Annotated in this window: 20 protein-coding genes and 1 tRNA gene; 7 read left to right on the forward strand and 14 right to left on the reverse strand. The window is 65.2% G+C overall.

All coding sequences use genetic code 11. The features are described 5' to 3' along the window. Positions 1–4: 4 nt before the first annotated feature. From xth to AC2EAL_RS13465, 3 genes are all read right to left on the reverse strand, one after another. Entirely contained in the window at positions 5–784 is a 780-nt protein-coding gene (gene xth, locus AC2EAL_RS13455; protein WP_484724733.1) for an exodeoxyribonuclease III, read from the reverse strand. A 46-nt stretch (positions 785–830) separates the two neighbouring features. After that, on the reverse strand, positions 831–1550 hold the full coding sequence (locus AC2EAL_RS13460) for a hotdog family protein (RefSeq protein WP_484724734.1): 720 nt from the start codon (positions 1548–1550) through the stop codon (positions 831–833). A 63-nt stretch (positions 1551–1613) separates the two neighbouring features. Continuing rightward, positions 1614–1940 (reverse strand): HesB/IscA family protein, encoded by a 327-nt coding sequence (locus AC2EAL_RS13465; protein ID WP_484724977.1) that lies wholly within the window; start codon positions 1938–1940, stop codon positions 1614–1616. A 76-nt stretch (positions 1941–2016) separates the two neighbouring features. Here AC2EAL_RS13465 and AC2EAL_RS13470 point away from each other — a divergent pair, with 76 nt between their 5' ends. Next, positions 2017–3204 (forward strand): deoxyguanosinetriphosphate triphosphohydrolase, encoded by a 1188-nt coding sequence (locus AC2EAL_RS13470; protein WP_484724735.1) that lies wholly within the window; start codon positions 2017–2019, stop codon positions 3202–3204. A gap of 381 nt (positions 3205–3585) precedes the next feature. Here AC2EAL_RS13470 and AC2EAL_RS13475 read toward each other — a convergent pair whose 3' ends face one another. Then, on the reverse strand, positions 3586–4047 hold the full coding sequence (locus tag AC2EAL_RS13475) for a disulfide bond formation protein B (protein ID WP_484724978.1): 462 nt from the start codon (positions 4045–4047) through the stop codon (positions 3586–3588). A gap of 258 nt (positions 4048–4305) precedes the next feature. Between AC2EAL_RS13475 and ypfJ the strand changes: the two genes are divergently transcribed. The 4 genes from ypfJ (at position 4306) to AC2EAL_RS13495 (ending at position 10188) form a co-directional block, all read left to right on the forward strand. After that, positions 4306–5169 (forward strand): KPN_02809 family neutral zinc metallopeptidase, encoded by an 864-nt coding sequence (gene ypfJ / locus AC2EAL_RS13480; RefSeq protein WP_484724979.1) that lies wholly within the window; start codon positions 4306–4308, stop codon positions 5167–5169. A 56-nt stretch (positions 5170–5225) separates the two neighbouring features. Further along, a tRNA-Leu gene (locus tag AC2EAL_RS13485) sits at positions 5226–5309 on the forward strand. Positions 5310–5777: 468 nt separating this feature from the next. Next, positions 5778–6425, forward strand: coding sequence for a Hint domain-containing protein (locus AC2EAL_RS13490; protein ID WP_484724736.1), 648 nt, complete (start codon positions 5778–5780; stop codon positions 6423–6425). A 154-nt stretch (positions 6426–6579) separates the two neighbouring features. After that, the gene (locus AC2EAL_RS13495) at positions 6580–10188 is read left to right on the forward strand and encodes a Hint domain-containing protein (RefSeq protein ID WP_484724737.1); all 3609 of its coding nucleotides are present in this window, start codon (positions 6580–6582) and stop codon (positions 10186–10188) included. Here AC2EAL_RS13495 and AC2EAL_RS13500 read toward each other — a convergent pair whose 3' ends face one another. The 8 genes from AC2EAL_RS13500 to AC2EAL_RS13535 form a co-directional block, all read right to left on the reverse strand. Beyond that, complete coding sequence (locus tag AC2EAL_RS13500; RefSeq protein ID WP_484724738.1) at positions 10189–10800, reverse strand: nucleotidyltransferase family protein; 612 nt, start codon at positions 10798–10800, stop codon at positions 10189–10191. It abuts the gene before it with no gap. 39 nt (positions 10801–10839) lie between these two features. Beyond that, positions 10840–13260 carry a GcvT family protein gene (locus tag AC2EAL_RS13505; protein ID WP_484724739.1) on the reverse strand — a complete coding sequence of 807 codons (2421 nt, stop codon included), beginning with the start codon at positions 13258–13260 and terminating at the stop codon, positions 10840–10842. Positions 13261–13371: 111 nt separating this feature from the next. Further along, positions 13372–14676: a branched-chain amino acid ABC transporter permease gene (locus AC2EAL_RS13510; protein ID WP_484724740.1), complete on the reverse strand. Its 1305-nt coding sequence runs from the start codon at positions 14674–14676 to the stop codon at positions 13372–13374. Position 14677: 1 nt separating this feature from the next. Continuing rightward, positions 14678–15682 (reverse strand): branched-chain amino acid ABC transporter permease, encoded by a 1005-nt coding sequence (locus AC2EAL_RS13515; RefSeq protein WP_484724741.1) that lies wholly within the window; start codon positions 15680–15682, stop codon positions 14678–14680. Positions 15683–15715: 33 nt separating this feature from the next. Next, complete coding sequence (locus tag AC2EAL_RS13520; protein ID WP_484724742.1) at positions 15716–16072, reverse strand: hypothetical protein; 357 nt, start codon at positions 16070–16072, stop codon at positions 15716–15718. Between the two features lie 4 nt (positions 16073–16076). Next, positions 16077–16790, reverse strand: a complete 714-nt coding sequence (locus AC2EAL_RS13525) for an ABC transporter ATP-binding protein (RefSeq protein WP_484724743.1) — start codon at positions 16788–16790, stop codon at positions 16077–16079. An 80-nt stretch (positions 16791–16870) separates the two neighbouring features. Further along, positions 16871–17662 (reverse strand): ABC transporter ATP-binding protein, encoded by a 792-nt coding sequence (locus AC2EAL_RS13530; RefSeq protein WP_484724744.1) that lies wholly within the window; start codon positions 17660–17662, stop codon positions 16871–16873. A 121-nt stretch (positions 17663–17783) separates the two neighbouring features. Beyond that, the gene (locus AC2EAL_RS13535) at positions 17784–18980 is read right to left on the reverse strand and encodes an ABC transporter substrate-binding protein (RefSeq protein ID WP_484724745.1); all 1197 of its coding nucleotides are present in this window, start codon (positions 18978–18980) and stop codon (positions 17784–17786) included. A gap of 170 nt (positions 18981–19150) precedes the next feature. Here AC2EAL_RS13535 and AC2EAL_RS13540 point away from each other — a divergent pair, with 170 nt between their 5' ends. Continuing rightward, positions 19151–20254 (forward strand): PQQ-dependent sugar dehydrogenase, encoded by a 1104-nt coding sequence (locus tag AC2EAL_RS13540; protein ID WP_484724746.1) that lies wholly within the window; start codon positions 19151–19153, stop codon positions 20252–20254. Between the two features lie 89 nt (positions 20255–20343). Here the strand turns inward: AC2EAL_RS13540 and AC2EAL_RS13545 are convergent, their stop codons facing one another. Then, positions 20344–21363, reverse strand: coding sequence for a GlxA family transcriptional regulator (locus tag AC2EAL_RS13545; protein ID WP_484724747.1), 1020 nt, complete (start codon positions 21361–21363; stop codon positions 20344–20346). Positions 21364–21517: 154 nt separating this feature from the next. Between AC2EAL_RS13545 and AC2EAL_RS13550 the strand changes: the two genes are divergently transcribed. Next, on the forward strand, positions 21518–22888 hold the full coding sequence (locus AC2EAL_RS13550; protein ID WP_484724748.1) for a class II 3-deoxy-7-phosphoheptulonate synthase: 1371 nt from the start codon (positions 21518–21520) through the stop codon (positions 22886–22888). Positions 22889–22932: 44 nt separating this feature from the next. On the opposite strand, the gene AC2EAL_RS13555 is transcribed toward AC2EAL_RS13550, so the two are convergent. Further along, entirely contained in the window at positions 22933–23574 is a 642-nt protein-coding gene (locus AC2EAL_RS13555; protein ID WP_484724749.1) for a PAS domain-containing protein, read from the reverse strand. Positions 23575–23595 lie beyond the last annotated feature (21 nt).

A 23595-nucleotide genomic window follows, 5' to 3' on the forward strand; every position in this document is an offset into this window, starting at 1 on the left:
CGCCTTACGCCGCTATCCGCACCCAGACTGGGACATGATCCGAAGGCTTGTCCCGCCCCCTGACCGCCTTGTCGATCCCCGCCTCCTCCAACCGGTCCGCCACTTGGGGAGAGCACATCACATGGTCGATCCGGATCCCGTTGTTCCGCTCCCAGGCCCCCGCCTGGTAATCCCAGAACGTATAGACCCCGGGGCTGCCATCCCGCACCCGGACCGCATCCGTCAGCCCCAGATTGGCCAGCCTCCGGAACGCCGCCCGGCTCTCCGGCAGGAACAGGGCATCCGTCACCCAGGCCTCCGGCTTCGCCGCATCCACGCCTTGCGGGATCACGTTGTAGTCCCCGAGGCAGACAAACGCCTCCTCCGCCGCCAGCATCTCCCGCACGCGGACCTCCATCCGCGCCATCCAGGCCAGTTTGTAATCATACTTCGGCCCCGGCGCCGGGTTCCCGTTCGGCAGGTAGAGCCCGCAGACCCTGACCGGCCGTCCCGCATCCAACACCGCCTCGATCCACCGCGCCTGCTCGTCGCCCGGGTCCCCCGGCAACCCCCGCCGCACGTCCGACAGCGGCAGCTTCGAGAGGATCGCGACCCCGTTGAACCCCTTCTGCCCGTGCGTCTCGACCCGGTAGCCCATCGCCTCGAAGACCTCTCGCGGGAAGGCCTCGTCGACCGACTTGATCTCCTGCAGGACCACCACGTCCGGCGCAGCCTCCGTCAGCCACAAAGGCAAAGCCTCGATCCGCGCCTTGATCCCGTTGATGTTGAACGTCGCCAGCTTCATGCCCGGGCCCTCCCCCAGCCAACCCTAGGCTGCCCGGCGCCAAGCCTCAAGCCGTCTGCCGCAACGGCTCCGTCGCCGCCCGCAGCCACAGCGCGTCCAGCCGGTCCAGCTGAACCGGATCGAACCGCTCCGCCTCCTCCCAGTACCGGCCCGAGGGCACCAGGTAGCCAAGCTCCGCCTCCAAAGCCAGCGCCTCTGCCGCCAGGTCCGGACACCAGGCTGCCGGTCGCGCCCCGCCCACCGCCGCCCGACCGACCCGCGGAAAAATCAGCCGCGACGGCCCGGTCGACAGGTTCACCACCGCGCAGCCCTGCATCGCCGCCAGCACCATCAGCCGCGCCGACTTCGCCTCCAGGCTCCGCAGGGTGATGTCCTTCCGCAACGGGTCCGGCGTCCCCGTCCCGTAGAAATGCGTCAGCCCCACTTTCGGGTAATGCATGTCGCAGCCGAACACCGCCAGCACCCGCGGCCGTAAGCTATTCAGCGCCCAATACCCCGCCGTGAACGCCATTGTTGCGCCCGCGTAGACAAACCCGCCGTACCCATTCTGCGCCGGCACGAACTCTGCCTCGGTCACCACCCGCTGCCCCGGCCCCGCAACCGGCTGCCGGTCCGCCGGAAAATCCCACGGGTAGACCGAGTAATCCCAGTCCCCCCGGACCCGCCAGGCATTGTTGATCGCCACCACCCGGTCGAACGGCGCCCGCGGCCACACTGCCGCTTCGGTCACCATGGGGGCAGAGCCCAGCAACAGCACGTTGGTCATCCGCAATCTCCTTCGCTGCCCCGGCACAAGCTAGGGCAGGCGAACCGGAAGGCGAGAGATGCGTCAGATCGAAAAACTGGTGCCGCAGCCGCAGCTGGTCTTGGCATTGGGGTTCTGCACCACGAAACGCGCGCCGATCAGCTCGTCGGTGAAGTCGATCACTGCATTCGCCAGGAACGGCAGGCTGATCTGGTCGACCACGACCTTCTGCCCGTCCTTCTCCAGCACCAGATCATCCGCCGCAGGCTCGTCAAGCGTGATCGAATACTGGAACCCCGAACAGCCCCCGCCATCCACGGCGACGCGCAGCGGCTTGGCCTCGCCCACCGCCTCGGCAATCTCGGCCAGCCGGGCAAAGGCGCGGTCGGTCACTCTGGGCGGAAGCGTCAGTTCCATGGCTGTTCCCCTATCCTTCGGCGCTTGCTCTGAATATATGGGACCGGACCGCGCCTCACAAGGACCGCCCATGCTTCAGCCCTATGCCTGCCAACCCGAGGCCAGCCGCGGGCGTCTCTGGCCCGAAAGGCTGTCGTCCTTCCGTTCGCCCTATCAGCGCGACCGCGACCGGATCATCCATTCCTCGGCCTTCCGCAGGCTCAAGCACAAGACGCAAGTCTTCGTCGAACACGAAGGCGACTACTACCGCACCCGCCTGACCCACACGATCGAGGTTGCGCAAGTCGCCCGCACCATCGCCGGGGTCCTGGGGCTGAACACCGACCTGGCCGAAGCCGTGGCCCTGGCGCATGACCTTGGCCACACCCCCTTCGGCCATACCGGCGAAGACGCGATGGAACGCCTGATGGCCCCCTTTGGCGGGTTTGACCACAACGCCCAGGCCCTACGGATCGTGACGCGCCTCGAACGGCACTACGCCGACTTCGACGGGTTGAACTTGTCGTGGGAAACCCTTGAAGGCATTGCGAAACACAACGGCCCTGTCATCGGCCCGAACGCCGACAAGAAGCACGACGGACCCTTGCCCTACGCCCTGGCCGAGGTGAACGCGCAATGGGACCTCGAACTCGACACCCATGCCTCAGCCGAGGCCCAGGTCGCCGCCATCGCCGACGACGTGGCCTACAGCCACCACGACCTGCACGACGGCCTGCGGTCTGGCCTCTTCACCGAGGCCGACCTGATGGAGCTGCCCGTCACCGGCCCGGCCTTCGAGGAGGTGGATCGCACCTATCCCGGCCTCGACAAGATGCGCCGCCGCCACGAAGCCCTGCGCCGTGTCTTTGGTCGGATGGTGGAAGATGTGATCGCCGTCGCCCAGAACCGCCTGACCAGCGCCCAGCCGAAATCGGTGGACGACATTCGTCACATGGGCACGACGATCATCCGGTTCTCGAAACCGCTCTACCAGGACCTGAAGGCCGTGCGCAGTTTCCTCTTCCACCGCATGTACCGCGCGCCGAGTGTCATGGCGGTTCGGGCCGAGGTCACGCGGATGGTCGACGACCTCTTCCCCCTCTTCCTGCGCCAGCCCGACCTGTTGCCGCCGGAATGGCAAAGCGATGTCGCGGCGGCCAAGGACGAGACGCATCTCGCCCGCGTCGTGGCCGACTATGTCGCCGGCATGACCGACCGCTTCGCGATCCAGGAACATGCGCGTCTGTTCGGCACGCCCGCGCCTCTCACCTCTACCTGAACAAAAGATCGCAACCAATGGCCCTGCTTGCTCTTTTGGCAAATACTCGCCGGGGGTCCGGGGGGGGAAACCCCCGGTTCTGACCGCTGCCGCAAGCGCGGCGTTCGCTCCAAGGGCGGAACGCCTGTACCAGGCGTCCCCTCTCCCCCGGGGGGAGAGGGTCAGGGTGAGGGGTCGCTCCGCCAGCCAGAAGCGCCGCGTTCCGGCCCTACGGCTCCGTGACCCGGATCGGACAAGGATCATCGGCCAGACTCACCTGATGCACGCCGCGTCGCCGCAGTCCGACGCCGCCTGTGGGGCACTGCCCTCTCAACCCGCGTCCCCTCTCCCCGGAACGGGGGGAGGGTCAGGGAGGGGGGCCGCCCGCCTCAGGCGCCCCGCTCAGGCCGTCCGCGCCGCCTTGACCCAGATGCCTACCAGTACCAGCGACAGGATCATGTTCCAGCCCGCCATGGAAATCCCCAGCATCGACCAGGCGATCTCGTCACAACGCACCACGGCGGCCACATCCTTGGTCGGATCCAGCAGATCCGCAGCCGAGATGCCCTCGATCGACCCCGCAGTACAGGTGGCCAGGCCCTCCCACCACAGCTGCTCGACGCCGACATGGAAGAGCCCGATGCCCGCGGTGGCCAGCGCCGCCAGGGCGCCCAGCCATGCCAGTCCACGCCAGCCGGTGAAATAGGCCACCACGCCGATCAGGATCGCCGCCGCATGCGGCCAGCGCTGGTACAGGCACAGCTGGCACGGTGCAAGGCCGCCGATGTACTGGAACGCGAAGGCCCCGCCCAGAAGCGCGACCGAACCAAGGGTTGCAAGCAGGATCAAGTTGGGGCGGCTCAGGGTCATCGGGCGTCTCGGCTGAGAAAAATCCGCCGTGACCATAGGTCCGGCGCGAGCGAAGGGAAAGAGGATGTGCGCGCGCCTCGCTCTGTTGTGCTTTCATGCTTCCGATGACGGGGGGCAGCGGATAGCATCGCTGCGATGCAGGCTCGCCCATGGGTTAAGGATTCGTAACTGCCCACGGCCAAGGCCTTGATTTTGCAAGTGGCGTCCGGTGTGTCCTGCGTGGACATCGGACCTTCGGAAAAGGGTGACGACATGCAGTGGCGCGGTCGCAGGGAAAGTTCGAACGTCGAGGATCGCCGCCGGATGGGCGGTGGCGGGGCCGCGCGGGTCGGCGGGGTTGGCGGGGCAGGGGCGATCATCGTCGTCCTGATCGCGCTCTTCCTCGGGGTCGATCCCAGCCAGCTCCTCGGCCCCGATGGCGGCGGCATGACCCAGTCCGGCGGCTCGCAGGTCGAACTGACCGCCGAGGACGAGGCCGAGGGCCAGTTCGTCTCGGTCGTCCTCGCCGATACCGAGGAAATCTGGGGCCGCGTCTTCCAGGAACAGCTTGGCCGCGCCTACCGCCCCGCGACCCTCGTCCTGTTCAAAGAGGCCACCCGGTCCGCCTGCGGCGGCGCCTCCGAGGCGACCGGCCCGTTCTACTGCCCCGCCGACCGCAAGGTCTACCTCGACACCGGGTTCTTCACGACGATGCACCAGCGGCTGGGGGCAGGGGGTGACTTCGCCGCCGCCTATGTCGTCGCCCATGAAATCGGCCATCACATCCAGAACGAGCTCGGCATCCTCGGCAAGGCCAACCAGATCCGCCAGCAGGTCAGCCAGGAAGAATCGAACGCGATCTCGGTCCGGGTGGAACTGCAGGCCGACTGCCTGTCCGGCATCTGGGCGCGCGAGGCGGCTCAGACCTTGGGCACGGTGGAACGCGGCGATCTGGAAGAGGCGGTGAACGCCGCCCGCCAGATCGGCGACGACACGCTGCAAAGGAACGCCGGCCAGCGCCCGATGCCGCACACCTTCACCCACGGCACCTCGGAACAACGGTCGCGCTGGTTCATGATCGGGCTGCAGTCGGGCCAAATGGCCGACTGCGACACCTTCCAGACCGACGACCTCTGACCCCGCGCAGCCCGCATTGACGCGAGCCGCGGCAGGTTCTAGACGTGGCGCCGGTGGCCCGAGTGGTGGAATGGTAGACGCAGGGGATTCAAAATCCTCCGCCGCAAGGCTTGCGAGTTCGAGTCTCGCCTCGGGCACCACTTGTCCAGATGCCTGATGGGTCAGCAGCCCGAATCGTCGCGGTGATCCGGATTTCGATCAGTCCGGGACTTCGCGGCGTTTTGTCGACGACTAGGGAAACACTGGCTTTCGACCCATGTCCGGCGCACGAAGATTTGCGCGTGGACGGCCTAGTCAACACAGGGTTGCGCCAAAAATCTTCACGGCCCGGGCGAATGGATGCCCAGAAAACAGCCGTGGGTTGAAAGAGGCAATCGCTCATGGACTTACATCGACCCGCTTTCGGAAGGGCTACGCGGATTGCGCACCAAACCGCTGAAACCTGACCGGGCGATTGCACAGAAACACACGCATCGGCTGAATCGTGCCGGTGTTGTCGTTGTTTACAAACAATTTTCAGCTTTTCTACCGCCCGCCGTGAACGCTATGCAAATGAGACCCGTTGGGCGTCCGCGGGAGAGGTTGGTTAACCAAAGTATAGGGTCAGCATGGCGAAGACGTTTGAAGTGCCTGCAGTCGAGTTACAGTCGGCGGATCGCGCGCAGCGCGCGTCACCGTGCTTTACCCCGGGCACGCTGATTACCACGCAGCGCGGTGAAATCCCCGTCGAGATGATCTCGGCCGGTGACCGGGTCGTAACCCGCGACAACGGCATCCAGACCGTGCGCTGGGTCGGCAAGACGCAGATGTTCCTGCACGACTTCCAGGCCGACCCGCATCTGTTGCCGGTGTTCATCCAGCAGGGCTCGTTGGGCAAGGGCCTGCCGGAACGCGACATGATGGTGTCCCCAAACCATCGTGTCCTGGTGACCAACACCCGGGTTTCCGTGCGCTATGCCGAACGCGAAGTGCTGGTCGCGGCCAAGCATCTGGCAGCCCAGGGGGTCCACACCGTGCAGTCCAGCGGGACGACCTACATCCACTTCATGTGTGATCGCCACGAGGTCGTGCTGACCAATGGCGTCTGGACCGAGACCTTCCATCCCGACGACACCTCGCTGAAAGGCATCGGCAACGCCCAGCGTCTGGAGATTCTCGAACTGTTTCCCGAGCTCAAAACCGCGGCAGGACGGGCAACATATGGCCAATCCCGCCGGGTCATTAACGAACATGAGGCATCGGGACTCGCATTTTGAATGTGCACATAGTAACGTTTCGTTAAGAATCTCGGGGAAATCGAACGACCATAGCCAACTTGACGGGAAGGCGCGCCACTAATGGATGCGCGTGCAAGCCTGAAGGGGAGAAAAATCAGGGCTGGGTCGCTGCTGAGGCAGAGGGACAAAGAGCATGGCTACACTCGAAGGCGGCGGCGGTGGCGGTGGCGACTCCCTTATTGGGGCTGACGCCGAGAACGATTCGATCTGGGGCGCTGCCGGTCCCGACACTCTGCGTGGCGGACCAGCAGCGGGCACCGGCGGCGGGAATGACTTTCTTGACGGCGGCGATGGCGACGACCTGATCTATGGCGGTGACGGCAACGATACCCTGATCGGTGGTCCGACCGGCGACGAGGATACGCTTTACGGTGGCGCCGGGATTGATACTGCCGATTACAGCCGCAACCTGACGGACCTCATCGGGGCGGGCGGAGCCTTCACTCCGATCTTTACCGCCAACACGACCTCGGTAAACGTGAACCTGGCCACCGGTATTGCGACCGGGTTGGGCACGGATTCCCTGATCGGGATCGAGAACGTCATTACCGGCACTGGTGCCGATGTGGTGACGGGTGACGGCGCGGCGAACCGCATCGAACTGGGCGCCGGGTCCGACACGGCGGATGGCGGTGGCGGAAACGACACCATTCTGGGCGGTACCGGGACGGACTCGCTGGTTGGCGGTGCTGGCGTCGACCAGCTTTTCGGCGGCAATGACGCGGACATCCTGCGCGGCGGTGCCGATGGCGATGCGCTGTTCGGGGACGCGGGGACGGACTCGCTGTTCGGGGATGACGGCACCGACACGCTGTTCGGTGGCACCGACGCAGACACGCTGGACGGTGGTGCCGGGTCCGATGCCCTGTACGGCGATGCCGGGATCGACTCGCTGATCGGCGCGGCTGGCAACGACAGCCTGTACGGCGGTGCCGACGCTGACCGGCTCTATGGCGGGATCGACAATGACTTCCTGGACGGCGGTGTCGGGTCAGACTCGCTGTTCGGCGGATCGGGCCGCGACACGCTGATTGGCGGGCTCGACAACGATTCGCTGGTTGGCGGGCAAGGTGTCGATTTTGTCGACTACAGCCTGTCGAATGCCGCAGTTCAGATAAACATCAACGACCTGGTCGCCGAGACCGGGGGGCACGCAGCGGGCGACACGCTGGTCGGCATCGAAGGGATCATCGGGTCCGACTTCAACGACTCGATCACCGGCAATGCGGACGCCAACATCATCGACGGCGGCGCCGATGCCGACACCATCAATGCCGGTTTCGGAAACGACTCGATCGTTGGTGGTGCAGGCAATGACGTTATCACTGCCGGTCCGGAAACGCCGCCCGGCGTCACGCCCGCCCCGGCGGAGAACCTGCGTCTGGACTGGGATGCCCAGGGAGGCACGGGCGCGTCCCTTGAAAGTGGCTTCAGCCAGACAGTAACCGGCGCCGGTGGTGCGGCCCGGGTGAACGTTTCGGTGACCTATACCGAGGACGCCGCCAGTTCGCAGTTCAATATCGACGACGGCCCCGCGACGGGGGCAGGAGACGCTGTACCGATCTATGCCGGGCCGACCGATTTTCCGGACGGCCGTGGCTTCGACACCGGCTCGGCGGGCGTGCTGTATCGCGATGGCGGTCCGGGCGTCTCGGAAGTCACCATCGACTTCTCGGCCGCCGCCGGATCAGGGGTGACTGATCAGGTCAGCAACGTCTACTTCCGCATCTCGGACATCGACACGTCGGATACCACAACCGGCTTCCGCGATACGGTGACCGTCAATGCCTATGATGCCCTTGGCAACCTGCTGCCAGTCACCATAACGGTGGGCTCGTCGCAACTGGTGCAGACCGGCAATACCGTCACGGCTGTCCCTCAGTCGGGTGACCCGAACGGCTTCAACACCTCTCCCGGTGCGCTTGACGGGTCGGTCCTGTACTTCATCCAGGGGCCCGTTGCGTCGATCGTCATCCAGTATGGCGATGCGGGCAGCGTTGGCTCGACCCAGGCGATCCTGGTTTCCGACGTTCATTTCACCACCATCCCTGAAACAGCGGCCAATGCGGACGATGACACGGTTGTGGCCGGTACTGGCGACGACCTTATCACTACCGGTCTCGGCGAGGATTTCATCTACGGTGGCACCGGCAATGACACGGTCTACGGTGGCGCCGGGGACGACAGGGTAGAGGGCTCTGACGGCAACGACAGCATCTATGGTGGTGTCGGCAACGACACGCTTATCGGGGATGAAGGCAACGACCGCCTCTATGGCGGTGACGGGAACGATATCCTCAACGGCGTCGGTGGCGACGATACGCTGGCCGGTGGTCTTGGGGCGGACACGCTGTTCGGCTCCTTCGCCCTCGACGTAGCCGACTACAGCGAATCCAACGCCGCGGTCAGCGTGAACCTGGGGACCAACACCTTCTCGGGTGGTCACGCCACGGGCGACTCGGCCATTGGCGTGGACGGGATCATCGGGTCAAACTTCGACGACACCCTGATTGGCTCCAGTGACTCCAGCACCTTTGCCGGTGATGTCTACACCACCCTGATCTACGGCGGCTTGGGCAACGACACTATCGCCGGGGTCGGCGGGGATGACTCGCTGTTCGGCGGTAACGACCGCGATACGGTAGACGGCGGCACTGGCAACGACCTGATGTATGGCGACCAGGGCATCGACCTGCTTTACGGTGGCAGCGAAAGCGACACGGTCTATGGTGGGACCGAAGCCGACACCCTGTATGGCGATGCGGGGGCCGACCGGCTGTTTGGCGACACGGGGAATGACAGTCTATTCGGCGGGACCGGGAACGACATTCTGTATGGTGGCGCCGGGACAGATTCGATCTTCGCGGGCGATGACCGTGACCAGATCTTCATGTCCTACACCAAGCCCACCGCCGAGACGGTTGCGGGCAACGCCGTTGTCAACGACGTGCTGGGCAGTGAATCGGTCGACGGCGGCGGCGACGACGGCCCCACTGACAACGACACTCTGACCGTAAACATCACCGGCATGGGCTGGGCGCGGATCGATCTGGTCTATGATCCGCTGGACGCCGAAAACGGCACGATCACCTTCTTCGACGCGACCGGCGCCCAGATCGGCGTGCTGACCTTCACCGAGATCGAGAATCTGGTGATCGTCTGCTTTACCTCCGGCACGCAGATCATGACCGAGCGTGGTCCCGTCGCGGTTGAGGATCTTTGCGCTGGCGACATGGTTCTGACCCGGGACAACGGGGCGCAGCCATTGCGCTGGATCGGTCAGCGGCAGATGTCCTACCAGGACCTGCTGGCGAACCCGAAGCTGCAGCCGGTCCGAATTGCAACGGGGGCCTTTGGTGGCGCGGGACCTGACCGCACGATGCTGGTCTCGCCGCAGCACCGCGTGCTGATCGAAGGCGCCCGGGCCGAGATGTACTTTGGCGAGACCGAGGTTCTGGTCCCCGCCAAGCATCTGGTCGGGATGGCCGAGGTGACCCGCGCCATGCCGGCGGATGGGGTGACCTACGTGCACATCCTGTTCGACCGGCACGAGATCGTGCTCTCTGACGGCATCTGGACCGAAAGCTTCCAGCCTGCGGAACGGACCCTCTCGGCGCTGGATCAGGCCGCGCGGGACGAAGTGCTGCAGCTTTTCCCGGAACTGGCCGCCAATGCCGATGCCTTCCCTTCGGCGCGTCTGTCGCTGAAGGCGCATGAAGCGAGAGTGCTGATCGCAAGCTGATTACAGCGGGCGGCCCAGATAGGCCGCCCAGTCCTCCGGCGTATCAAGGTCCAGCACCGCCATCTGCCCCGGCAGTGGCAGGACACTGACGCTGTCCTTGTGGGCGCGCAGCACCGATCGGCCGCCCTCGTCGCCGGTCACTTCGGCAAGCTCGGGCCACAGGGCGCGCGGGAAGATTGTCGGATGGCCGACCTGCCCATCCTCGGTCCCGCCGCGCCAGATCAGCTGCGGCTTGGCCTGGAACTGGGCGATAAGCCCGCTCAACGCCTCGCCAGTGAAGCCCGGCATGTCGGCTGGCAGTACCATCAGCCCGTCCGACCGTCCTTCCGCCCGGGCCGCAATCGCTGCGGAGCCGCGGACCAGCGACCGCGACATGCCCTGCGCCGCGTCTGGGATTTCGGCAAGGTCGACCGTCAGCCCCGACAGAGCTTCCTGCCGCATGGTCTTGCCCGGCGGAACTGCCACCAGCACCGGCATTCCGGTCTGCAAGGCGGCCTCGGCCACTCGGCGGAGGATCGGAATCCCCTCGACCGGCTGCAAGAGCTTGTCGAGCCCCCGCATACGGGACGAGGCCCCGGCGGCGAGGATCAGGATGTGCACGACCGGCTGCATGGCACGATGCTTGGGGCGCAGCGGGGCGCCCTGTCAAGCTTAGGCCCGCATCCGGCCGCCGTCGTCCCACAGGGGCGCAAGGTGCACCCGCGCCTTGCGGCGTTCGCCGAGGATCTCGACCTCCAGCTCCAGCCCGTCCTGCACGCGGTCCGCCGGGATGAAGCCTTGCGCCACCGACTTGCCGGTCCAGTGGCTATAGCCACCCGAGGTACACCAGCCCACCACTGCGCCGTCCAGCCAGATCGGCTCCCACGCGACGACGTCGGCATCCTTGGCGTCGACGACAATCGGCACCAGCTTGCGCTTCGGTCCTTCGGCCTTTTCCTTCATCGCGGCAGCCTTGCCGATCCAGTCCGCGGGCTTGTTCCAGCTGATGAAGCGGTCAAGGCCGGTCTCGGCGGGCGTGTAGTCGGGGCTGAACTCACGGCCCCATGAGCCGAACCACTTGTCGAGCCGCAGCGACATCATCGCCCGCATCCCGAAGGGGCGGAGGCCCAGGTCCTTGCCCGCCGCGGACAGAACCTCCCACAGGTGGCGGACCGACATGTGGTCGGTGAATATCTCATAGCCAAGGTCGGCGGTGTAGCTGACGCGCTGGACGATGCAGTTGGCCATGCCCACGGTCATGCGGCGGACGTCCATGAACTTGAACGCTTCCGCGCTGACGTCGGACCGGGTGACACGTGACAACAGCTCGCGCGCCTTTGGTCCGGCGATCTGGAAGCCCGAGCGGGAATCCGAGATATTCTCTACGGTTACACCGGGTTCTGCATGTTGCTCGAACCAACGGGTATGCCAGCCTTGGGCGCCATAGCTGGCGGTCAACTGGAATTCCGTCTCGGACAGGCAGGACACGGTGAAGTCGCCGATGATCTTGCCGCTTGTCGCAAGCATCGGCGTCAGCGACAGCCGCCCCGGCTGCGGGATGCGCCCCGCCATGATCCGGTCCAGCCAGGCCCGCGCGCCGGCGCCCTTGACCAGGTACTTGCCGAAGTTCTGCACCTCGTTGATGCCGACGCCCTCACGCACGGCCATCACTTCCTGCCGCGTCGCCTCCCAGGCGTTGGAGCGCTTGAACGTCGGCTCCTCATAGCGCGGCTCACCCGGTAGCGCGTGGTAGTTGACCACTTCCAACCCGTACTGCGCGCCCCAGACGGCGTTCATGCCATCGAAGACCTCGTACATCGGCGTGGTGCGGAAGGGTCGGGCGGCGGGGCGTTCCTCGTTCGGGTAGGACACGCTGAACCGCATCTGGTAGTTCTCGATGACCTTCGGCACGGTATAGCCGGGCGAGGTCCAGTTCCCGAACCGCGCCACGTCGAACCCGCGCGGGTCGCGTTCCACCTCGCCGTGGATCATCCACTGCGCCAAGGCGAGGCCCATGCCGCCGCCCTGGCTGAAGCCCGCCATCACCGCGCAGGCCGACCAGTAGTTGCGCAAGGAAGGGACCGGCCCGATCAGCGGGTTGCCGTCGGGCGCAAAGGTGAAGGGCCCGTGGATCACGCGCTTGACGCCTGACCGTTCCAGCACCGGGATGCGGCGGTAGGCGAAGTTGACGCTGTCCTCGATCTTGTCGAACTGTTCGTTCAGCAGTTCATGCCCGAAGTTCCACGGCGTTCCGTCCACAGCCCAGGGCTCGCAGGGCTTTTCGTAGAAGCCGATGCACATGCCGCGGCCTTCCTGGCGCAGGTAGAACTCGCCACCCGGGTCCATCACATGCGGGAATTCCCGGCCTTGGCCGAGGATGTCCATGATTTCCGGGATGTCGTCGGTGACGATATATTGGTGCGCCATCGGCAACAAAGGCAGGTAAACGCCCGCCATTGCCCCGATTTCCCGCGCCCACAGGCCGCCGGCATTGACCAGATGCTCACATTGGACGGTGCCCTTTTCGGTCACGACCTCCCAGCCGTCCTTGGTGGGCCGCGTCTCCAGTACGCGGTTGTGCAGGACGATCTCCGCCCCCCCCATCCGCGCGGCCTTGGCATAGGCATGCGTCGTGCCCGAGGGGTCGAGGTGGCCATCGAGCGGATCGTAAAGCCCGCCGAGGACGCCCTTCACATCGACCAGACCGTCGGTCAGCTTGGTGATCTCGGCCGGGGTCAGGATCTCGGTGTCCAGCCCCATGTAGCGATGCTTGGCGCGTTCGGCCTTCAGCATCTCGAACCGCGCCTCGTTGTCAGCCAGCGTCACCCCGCCCACATGATGCAGCCCGCAGGACATGCCGGTGATCGACTCAAGTTCCTTGTAGAGGCGGATCGTATAGCCCTGCAGCGCCGCCATGTTGGTGTCGCCGTTGATGGTGTGGAACCCGCCCGCCGCGTGCCAGGTGGAGCCCGAGGTCAGCTCCGACCGCTCGATCAGCATGACATCCGACCAGCCAAGCTTGGTCAGGTGATACAGGACCGAGCAACCGACAACGCCGCCGCCGATCACCACCACGCGCGCATGGGTTTTCATCGCAAGACTCTCCTAGACCCGTTTGCCGCACCATGGCGGGGCTGGGGAACCGGTTCATGAGGATTTGCGACAGGAAATGTCGCAGCCGGGCGATGATCCCGGCTGCGTTTGTTACTTCTCTGGGATCAGGCCCTTGGGCGCAAAGCGCATGACAACCAGTAGCACCACCCCCAGCGTCAACAGACGCATATGCGCGGCTGTGTCCTGCAAATGGTCCTTCAGGTCACCTGCTGGCAGGCCGGCGGTGATGATCTCCATCATCTGCGGCCCCAGGAATTCGACCGCCAGGTACAGCCAGCCGATCAAGAGGCCACCCAGGATCGAACCCCAGTTGTTGCCGGACCCGCCCACGATCACCATCACCCAGATCAGGAAGGTAAAGCGCAGGGGCAGGTAAGACGGCGGGGTCAGCTGGCCCTCCATCGAGGTCAGCATGGCCCCCGCAAGACCCACGACGGCTGAGCCGATGATGAAGATCTGCAGGTGGCGGAACTTCACGTCCTTGCCCATCGCCGCCGAGGAAATCTCGTTGTCACGAATGGCGCGGACGGTGCGGCCCCAGGGGCTGTTCAGCGCGCGTTCGCAGCCCCAGACCAGAAGGACCAGAACGATGCCGAACATGGTCGCATACAGAAGCTTGACGAAGATGGTTGAGGCGGTGACCGGGTCGGCGCCGATGCTGGCCACCTGGTCGAGGAAGGCCGGGTTGACCTGAAGGTCCACTTCATAGGGCACCGGCCAGGGGCGGGGCAGGTCGATCAGGTTCTTCACGCCCCGCGCCAGCCAGTCCTCGTTGCGCAGGACGGTGACGATGATCTCGGCGATGCCCAGGGTCGCGATGGCCAGGTAATCCTCGCGCAGGCCCAGGGCGATCTTGCCGATGATCCAGGCGGCTGCGGCAGCCATCAGCGCCCCAACCGGCCAGGCGACCAGCGAATTCAGCCCAAGACCGCCGATGTTGCCCGCCTGCGCCGGATTGTTCGCCTCAACAGCGACGACGCCGGGATCAAGGATCATCCGGTAGATGAAGAAGGCCACCACCAGATACAGCGCCAGCGCCAGCGCTCGGCTGGTGCCGGGTTTCAGCTTTCGGTAAAGCCAGGTTGCAAGGCCGATGGCGAGCGCTGCGAAGAGCAGCGCCTCGACGATCTGCGGGCCACCCGCCGCCCAGCCCTCGGGCACCGGGTTGGCCGAGACCAGCACCACCGCCAGCCCGCCAAGCGCCACCGAGCCGACGATGCCGGTCGAGAACAGCCCCGCATAGCCCCACTGGATGTTCACCCCGATCGCCATGATCGCCGACAGAAGCGCCAGGTTCAGGATGTTCAGCGACAGGTTCCAGCTTTGGAACACGCCCGTCAGGATGAACAGGAGTGCGACGCCCGCGAAAAGCCAGAGGTTGCGATACTGGGCCATGTCACTTGCCTCCGAAGATGCCCTGCGGGCGGAACAGCAGCACAAGGATCAGGATGGTGAAGCTGACCGCGACCTTGTAATCGGTCGACAGCGCCTGATAGAGCCCATCGCCCAGCCACTCGGGCGGGACGAGATAGCCAAAGATCTTGCGCCAGGCGTTGGTGACGATCAGCTCGGAAAACGCCACGATGAAGCTGCCGACCACCGCACCCAAGGGCGAGCCAAGGCCGCCCACCACGGCAGCGGCAAACATCGGCATCAGCAGGCTGAAGTAGACGATCCCGCGATAGGATTTGTCCAGCCCGTACAGCGTCCCCGCGATGCAGGCCAGGGCGCCCCCGATGATCCAGGTGATCATCACCACGCGCTCGGGGTTGATGCCGGACAGAAGCGCCAGGTCCTCGTTGTCGGAATAGGCCCGCATCGACTTGCCGGTGCGGGTCTTCTGCAGGAACCAGAACAGCGCAATGCAGCAGAGCACGGCTGCCACGACCGAAAGCGCCGCCGTCGTCTTGATCGCCAGGGGCTCTGCCAGCCCGGTCCAGGCCTTGAAGTCCTGCGGATTGAGCCACATCCGGGCGCCGTCAGTGAAGTTCTGCTCGGACGTGCCGATGATCAGGCGCACCAGGCCGTTCATCACGAACATCACCCCGGTCGAGACAATGACCACGATGATCGGCTTCGCCCGCACCTTGCGGTAGTAGCGGTAGACCACCCGGTCGGTCGCCAGGACCATGGCGATGGTCACCAGGATCCCCAGCGGCAAGGCAAGCAGCGCCGTGGGCAGCGGACCACCCGAGATGCCCATCGACTGGAACCACCAGGTGAACAGGATCACGAAGGCCGTCCCGAAGGCCATCGTGTCGCCATGCGCGAAGTTTGAGAACCTGAGGACGCTGAAGATCAGCGTGATCCCCAGCGCACCCAGTGCCAGCTGGCTGCCATAGGCCAGGCCCGGCACCACGATGAAGTTCAGGAAGGCGACGAGGGCGTTGAGGATGTCCATCGGGTCTCGCTGGTGCAGAGGAGGGGGGCGGGCTCAGCCGCCGGTGGCCGTGCAGTTGCCTTCGCCGGTGATCGCGACCGGACCCGCGGCATGGGCGGTGAACAGGAACTTGCCGTCGGGGAAGATGCTGATCATGCCCGACATTCCGGCCTGCGGCGGCATGATCAGGACCAACTCGCCCGTGTCCTCGATGTACCCCGCATCGAAGGCCTGCCAGGACTGGCCGTCGGTTGCCACCGACCAGATGTCGCCGGACTGTTCGATGGCGAAGGGTCCGCCGCCATAGGGCTCGCAGGTGCCGCCGCCGCACTGGCGGTCGACGGTGCATTCGAACCCGGCCAGGACCTGGGTGGGCAAAAGGGCCAACAGGGCGAAAGCGGCAGGTTTCATCGGGTCAGCCTCCCAGGAAGGATTTGCGGACGTCCGGGTCGGCCAGCAGCGCTTGCCCGGTGTCGGTATAGCGGTTGCGGCCCTGGACCAGGACATATCCCTTGTCGGCGATCTCCAGCGCCTGGCGGGCGTTCTGTTCGACCATCAGGATCGAAATTCCGGTGCGCGCGATCTCGATGATACGGTCGAAAAGCTCGTCCATAACGATGGGGCTGACGCCTGCCGTCGGTTCGTCCAGCATCAGGACCTTGGGCTGGGTCATCAGCGCCCGGCCCACCGCCACCTGCTGGCGCTGGCCGCCCGACAATTCACCCGCCTTCTGGAACCGCTTCTGCCGCAGGATCGGGAACAGGTCATAGATCTGCTCCATCGTCTCGCGGATGCGTTCGTCGGTGCGGATGAAGGCACCCATTTCCAGGTTCTCCTCGACCGTCATTCCGGTGAAGATGTTCGAGGTCTGCGGCACGAAACCCATGCCCTTGCGCACCCGCGCCTGGGGGGAAAGGCTGGTGATGTCCTCACCCATGAGCCGCACGCTGCCCTGGCGCAGCTTCAGCATGCCGAAGACCGCCTTCATCGCGGTGGACTTGCCCGCGCCGTTCGGGCCGACGATCACCGCAATCTCGCCGGGCTCCACCGCCAGGGTGCAGTCATGCAGGATATCGACCGCGCCATAGCCGCCGGTCATGTTCTCGCCAATCAGGAAGGGTTCAGCCATGGAACACCGCTGCGCAAAGCACTGATTTTCGGCGAAAATCAGCAATGCGAGTTTTCGCGGAAAACTCGTGTCCCCGGGGGTCAGCCATGTGCGGCTTCCTCTTTCAACTTGTTCTTCAGGCCCCGGCCCAGGTAGGCCTCGATCACGCGCTCGTCGTTCTTGACCTGATCCACCGTGCCCTCGGCCAGAACCTTGCCCTCGGCCATGCAGATCACCGGGTCGCAAAGCCTGCCGATAAAGTCCATGTCATGCTCGATCACGCAGAAGGTATAGCCGCGTTCCTTGTTCAGCCGCACGATGGCATCGCCGATGGTGTTCAGCAGTGTCCGGTTCACGCCCGCGCCGACCTCGTCCAGGAAGACGATCTTGGCGTCCACCATCATCGTGCGACCCAGCTCCACCAGCTTCTTCTGCCCGCCCGAGATCATGCCCGCCTTCTGGTCGGCGATGTGGCTGATCGTCAGGAATTCGAGCACTTCGTCAGCTTTCTGCCGGATGCGCTCTTCCTCCTCGGCGACTTGGCCGCGCGAGAAGAGGGCGTTCCAAAGCTTCTCGCCCGACTGGCGCGGCGGCACCATCATCAGGTTCTCGCGCACGGTCATCGACCCGAATTCATGCGCGATCTGGAAGGTGCGCAGCAGGCCCTTGTCGAACAGTTTGTGCGGCGGCAGGCCGGTGATGTCCTCGCCGTCCATGAACACCTGGCCGCTGGTCGGCGCATAGCGTCCCGCGATCACGTTGAAGAGCGTGGTCTTGCCCGCGCCGTTCGGGCCGATCAGGCCGGTGATCGTGCCGGTCTTGATTTCCAGCGATGCGCCGTCAACGGCATGAAAGCCGCCGAAATGCTTGTGCAGCTTTTCGACCCTGATCATTGTCTTCCCCTGTCGCGGCCCGCCCTTGTTCCGGTTCACCCGGACGGGGGCCTTATCCTTGTGCCACGGCCCGGGTCATCGCCCGGGCCGTGATCCTTGCAAATTCGCGTCTCGCCTGGGATCAGCGGAACTGGACGGTTTCGTACTTGCCGCCCTTGACCTCGAACTGGCGGTAGCGGCCAGCCGATTCACCCGGCCCGATCAGGGTCACGCCCGAAGCGCCGTCATAGTCGATGGCGGTGCCGGCAGCGATCAGCTCCAGCGCCTTGCCCAGCTCGCCCGGAAGGATCTTGGTGCCCGAACCGTCAGCCGGTCCGTTGGCGATCTCCAGGATCTTTTCCTTGTAAACGTTCGGGTCGGTCGAGCCCGAAGCCTCGATGGCCAGCATGATCAGCGCGGCGGCGTCATAGCTTTCCATCGTGTAGGGCGAGGTGGCGTCGTAGGCCGGGTCGTTGGCCTTGCCCATTTCGGTCAGGATCGCCGCACCGGCGCTGTCGGACTGCGCGACCTGGCCGTAGGACCCGTCAAGGGCCGGGCCGATGGCTTCGGGAAGCGAGTCACCGACCATGCCGCCCGGCAGGCCGAAGGTCGAGAAGGCACCGGTGTCGAGCGAGGCCTGGATGATGCCCTTGCCGCCCTGGTCCAGATAGCCGGCCACGACCAGCAGGTCGCCGCCCGCCGCTGCCAGCGCCGCGACTTCGGCCGAATAGTCGGCCTTGCCGTCGTCATGGGCTGCGTTGATCGTCACGGTGCCACCCTTGGCGGTGAAGCCCGCTGCAATCGCTTCGGCCAGGCCCTTGCCGTAGTCCGAGTTCGAATAGGTCAGCGCAATCGACTTCACGCCTTTCTCGGCCAGGATTTCACCCATGACTTCGCCTTCGCGCGCGTCCGACGGGGCGGTGCGGAAGAACAGGCCATTGTCCGGGTCAGCGGTCAGCGCCGGCGAGGTGGCCGAGGGCGAAACCATCACGATGCCGTTCGGCATGGCGACGTTGGTCAGCACAGCGCGGGTGATGCCCGAGCAGTCGCCGCCGATGATGCCCTTCACGCCTTCCGCCGTGACCATCCGTTCCGCTGCAGCGGTGGCAGCCGCCGCATCGGTGCAGGTCGAGTCGCCACGGACCGAGCTGTAGGTGTTCTTGGCCTTGCCCGAAGCGTTCACTTCGGCAATCGCATGTTCAGCGGCATTCGCCATGTGGCTGGTCAAGGATTCGATGGGGCCGGTGAAGCCGATCAGGATGCCCAGCTTCACGTCCTCGGCTGCAGCAGCGCCAGCCATAAGTGCGCAGGCCGAAGCGGCCAGCAGAAGTTTCTTCATTTGTTGTCTCCCTAGTTGGATCGCGATCCTGTGGCGACCGTAGTGTGCAGATTGCGAAATGGGAAGCCCCATGCTGGCTGCCCTGGGGGAAGCGCTGTCGACTTTGGCGTTGCGCACCCTATTTCAGGGGGCAGAAGGGGCGCAGCCCCGAACAGCTTGAAGAGGATACGATGATCCCGGTTCTGCGACTGTCCGCCTGTCTCGTTTCGCTGTCGACTGTTGCACTGGCCGATCAGGTCACCACCTCGGCCGGGCCGATGGCAATCACGCCGGTCGCGGACGGCCTGGAAGAGCCCTGGGGTGTGGCCTTCCTGCCCGACGGCAGTTTCCTCGTCACCGAACGGGATGGCCGCCTGATCCGGTTCGCGGGCGAGGCTCGCGTCGCGGTCGACGGCCTGCCCGAGGTGCTGGCGGACGGGCAGGGCGGGCTCTTGGATGTCCTGATCCCCGCCGATTTCGCCACCAGCCGTGAGGTCTGGCTCAGCTTCTCCGCCAGCACCGACGAGGGCGGGGCGACAGCCGCTGGGCGCGGTCGGCTGTCGGAAGACGGCACCCGTCTGGAAGGGTTCGAGACGCTGTTCGTCGGCAACGGCTTCCCCGGTGGCCGCCACTTCGGGTCGCGGTTGGTGGAGCTGCCGGATGGAATGATCGCGCTGACGACGGGCGACCGGGGGACGGGGCCAGAGGGGATGGAGGCGCAGGATCCGCAAAACTCGGCCGGCAAGGTCATCCTTCTGGCCCGCGACGGCAGCCCGGGGATCGCACAGGATGGCTGGCTGCCCGGGGCATTCTCGCTCGGTCACCGCAACATCCAGGGCGCGGCGCTGGACCTGTCGGGGCGGCTTCTGACCGTCGAACATGGCGCGCAGGGCGGGGACGAGCTGAATGCCCCAGAAGCCGGGAAGAACTACGGCTGGCCGGTCATCAGCTATGGCGAGAATTACGGAGGCGGTGCAATTGGCGAGGGGACCGAGAAGCAAGGAATGGAGCAGCCCCTGCACGTCTGGGATCCCTCCATCGCGCCGTCGGGGATGGTCATCTATTCCGGCAAGCTGATCCCCGACTGGACGGGGGACATCTTCTTCGGATCCCTGAACAGCGACTTCCTGGGACGGCTTGACCCCGACACGCCCGGCCCGACCGGGTTTGCCGAGGAACGGATCAGCGCCGCCGAGACTGGCCGGGTCCGCGACGTGGTCGAGGCGCCGGACGGGTCGATCTGGTTCCTGTCGGTCTATGACGGGGCGGTCTACCGGATGGCCCCGGCGGAGTAGTGTCCACGGTGGACAAGTGTCCCTTTGTGGTGAAATATCAAATACATGCCGATTTTCGGTAAGGTGGTCTTAACCCAGTTTTGCAGGCCCTAGATCGACAGCCGCACTGGCACTGCGCCCGGCATGCCTTGCGTCCCGCGCTCGCGGTAAGGCGTGGTCGAGTAATGGCTGCGGTAGCATTTCGAGAAATGCGAGGGCGAGGCAAAGCCGCAGGCGAGCGCGACGTTGATCACGCTCATATCGGTCTGCATCAAGAGGTTCCGCGCCTTCTGCAGGCGCAGCTCCATGTAGTACCGCTTGGGTGAGCGGTTGAGGTAGCGGCGGAACAGACGCTCCAGCTGGCGGGTCGACATGCCGACCTCTTCGGCCAGGTCGGCGGGCGACATCGGGTCTTCGATGTTGCCCTCCATCATCTGGATCACCTGGCTAAGCTTCGGATGCCGCACGCCGATTCGCGTCGGGATCGACAGGCGCTGGGTGTCCTGGTCGGTGCGGATCGTCGTGTAGATCATCTGGTCGGCGACCGTGTTCGCCAGGTCCTCACCATGGTCAGCGGCGATGATCTTCAGCATCAGGTCGATGGACGAAATGCCCCCCGCCGTCGTCCAGCGGTTGCCATCCATCACGTAGACGGACTTGGTCAGCTTCACATTCTCGAATTCCTCGGCAAAGCCGTCCTGGTTTTCCCAGTGGATCGTCGCCTTCTTGCCATCCAGAAGCCCGGCCTTGGCCAGCGCATGGCCGCCGGTGCAGATGCCGCCGATGGTGACGCCGCGCCGGGCCTCGCGCCGCAGCCAGTTGACCACGCCCTTGGTCGTGGTGCGCTGGATATCCAGGCCCCCGCAGACCAGGATCGTGTCCTCGCGGTCCATCTCGTCCAGCCCAAGCTCCAGCCGGAAGGTCGCGCCGTTGGAACAGGATTTCTCGGTCCCCTCGCCGCAAAGGGCCCAGGTGTACAGCGTCTCGCCCGAGACCCGGTTGGCGATGCGCAGGGGTTCGATGGCCCCGGCGAAAGAGATCATCGTGAACTTGTCCAACAGCACAAAGACAAAGCGGCGCGAGGCCGAGGTCTTCTGCGTCTGGGTGGCCTTTCGCGGCGCGAGCGTCATGTCTGCGACCTGATCATGTCGTTTGTGGCCAAGGAAACGCAAAAACCGACCAGCCGCAAGGGCCGAAAGCGTCGGTTTTCGCCCAATCGCCCTTTGCAAAGGCGGAAACGCGGGCGTATATCGCTGACCGATTGCAAGGCTTTGGAGCGGAACGATGACCAAGGGATGGACGAAGACGGCATGGCGCGCGAAGCCGCGGATCCAGATGCCGGATTATCCCGATCAGGGCGCGCTGAATGGCGTTGAGGCGCAGCTGTCGAAGTATCCTCCGCTGGTCTTTGCCGGTGAGGCGCGGCGGCTGAAGAAGCAACTGGCGCTGGCGGGCGAGGGGAAGGCCTTCCTTTTGCAGGGCGGTGACTGCGCTGAAAGCTTTGCCGAGTTTTCAGCCGACAACATCCGCGACACCTTCCGGGTGATGCTGCAGATGGCGGTCGTCCTGACCTATGCCGCCAAGGTGCCGGTGATCAAGGTGGGCCGCATGGCCGGCCAGTTCGCCAAGCCGCGTTCTGCCCCGACCGAGGTCATCAACGGCGTTGAACTGCCCAGCTACAAGGGCGACATCATCAACGGCTTCGACCCCACGCCCGAGGCGCGCATCCCGGACCCGAACCGGATGCTGCAGGCCTATACCCAGGCCGCGGCAAGCCTGAACCTGCTGCGCGCATTTTCCACCGGCGGTTTTGCCGACATCCATCGGGTGCACAGCTGGACCCTGGGCTTTGCCGAACATGACAAGGCCGAACGCTACCGCGAGATGGCGAACCGGATTTCCGACGCGCTCGACTTCATGAATGCGGCCGGGGTGAACAGCGACACGGCGAACGAACTTTCCCGCGTCGACTTCTACACCAGCCACGAGGCGCTGCTGCTGGAATACGAAGAGGCGCTCTGCCGCGTGGACAGCATCACCGGGCAGAACGTGGCCGGCTCGGGTCACATGATCTGGATCGGCGACCGCACCCGTCAGCCCGACGGCGCGCATGTCGAATTCTGCCGCGGCGTGCTGAACCCCATCGGCCTGAAATGCGGTCCATCCACCACCGCCGAGGACCTGAAGGTCCTGATGGCCAAGCTGAACCCGGAGAACGAGCCCGGTCGCCTGACCCTGATCGCCCGCTTTGGCGCAGGGAAGGTCGGCGACAACCTGCCGCGGCTGATCAAGACCGTGCAGTCCGAAGGCGCCAATGTCGTCTGGTCCTGCGACCCGATGCACGGCAACACGATCAAGGCGGCGTCCGGCTACAAGACCCGGCCCTTTGACAGCGTCCTGCGCGAGGTGCGCGAGTTCTTTGCGATCCACAAGGCCGAGGGCACCCAGCCCGGCGGTGTTCACTTCGAGATGACAGGCCAGGACGTGACCGAATGCACTGGGGGTCTGCGGGCTGTCAGCGACGAAAATCTCGCCGACCGCTATCACACCGCCTGCGACCCGCGGCTCAACGCCTCGCAGTCGCTGGAACTGGCGTTCCTGGTGGCGGAAGAGCTGTCCTCGCAGCGCGAAGCCGCGCGGCGGGTGGCGCTGTAAGGCGCGTCAGGATGAAGGCGGCAGGGATACACCCTGCCGATCCTTCAATCTGCAAGATGTACCAGAGAAAGATGGCCCTTGCGCCGGATCGGCACGAGGGTTTGCACCGGCGCGGGTTCCGGAATGGGCTCGGGCACATGGGCAGGGGCTGGCGGCAAGGCCAGAGCCTCTTCCCGCCGCGTCAGGATCTGCAACTTGCACCGCTTGGGGGACTTGTCGGCAAAGCCCATCACCCCAAGCACCAGCCGCCCACCCGTATCGTCATCGAGCGGTAACAGTAACAGCCGCGCCACGATGCCGCCCCCCGGTGCCCGGTCCGAGCCAAGGTCGATCTCCGCAATGCCGGGCCCGGCAAAGACCTGTTCCAGCGTGTCAGCCAAGAGGCCCCGCGACTCGGCCCCGAATAAGCAGCTTAACGGCAGGCCACGCACATCCAGCCCGGCGAACTCGGCTAACCCCGATCCGGCAATCCGGATCTGCCCTATGCCGCGGCCGATGCGGTCGGCCAGGAACACCCGGTCCAACACGCCGACCAGCCCGCGCGGATCGACCGCCCGCCGTAACGGCAACGCCTCGCCGCGACGCAGGCTTTCCCAGTAGGCACGCGTCTGGGACAGGCCTTCGATGACGACCGGACCGGCGGGGCGCGGGTGCGGGCGCAGCCTGTCAAGAAATCCTAAGGTCATCTTTGTCTCCGTTCCATGCAT

It is taken from the genome of Tabrizicola sp. T74, assembly GCF_057219935.1.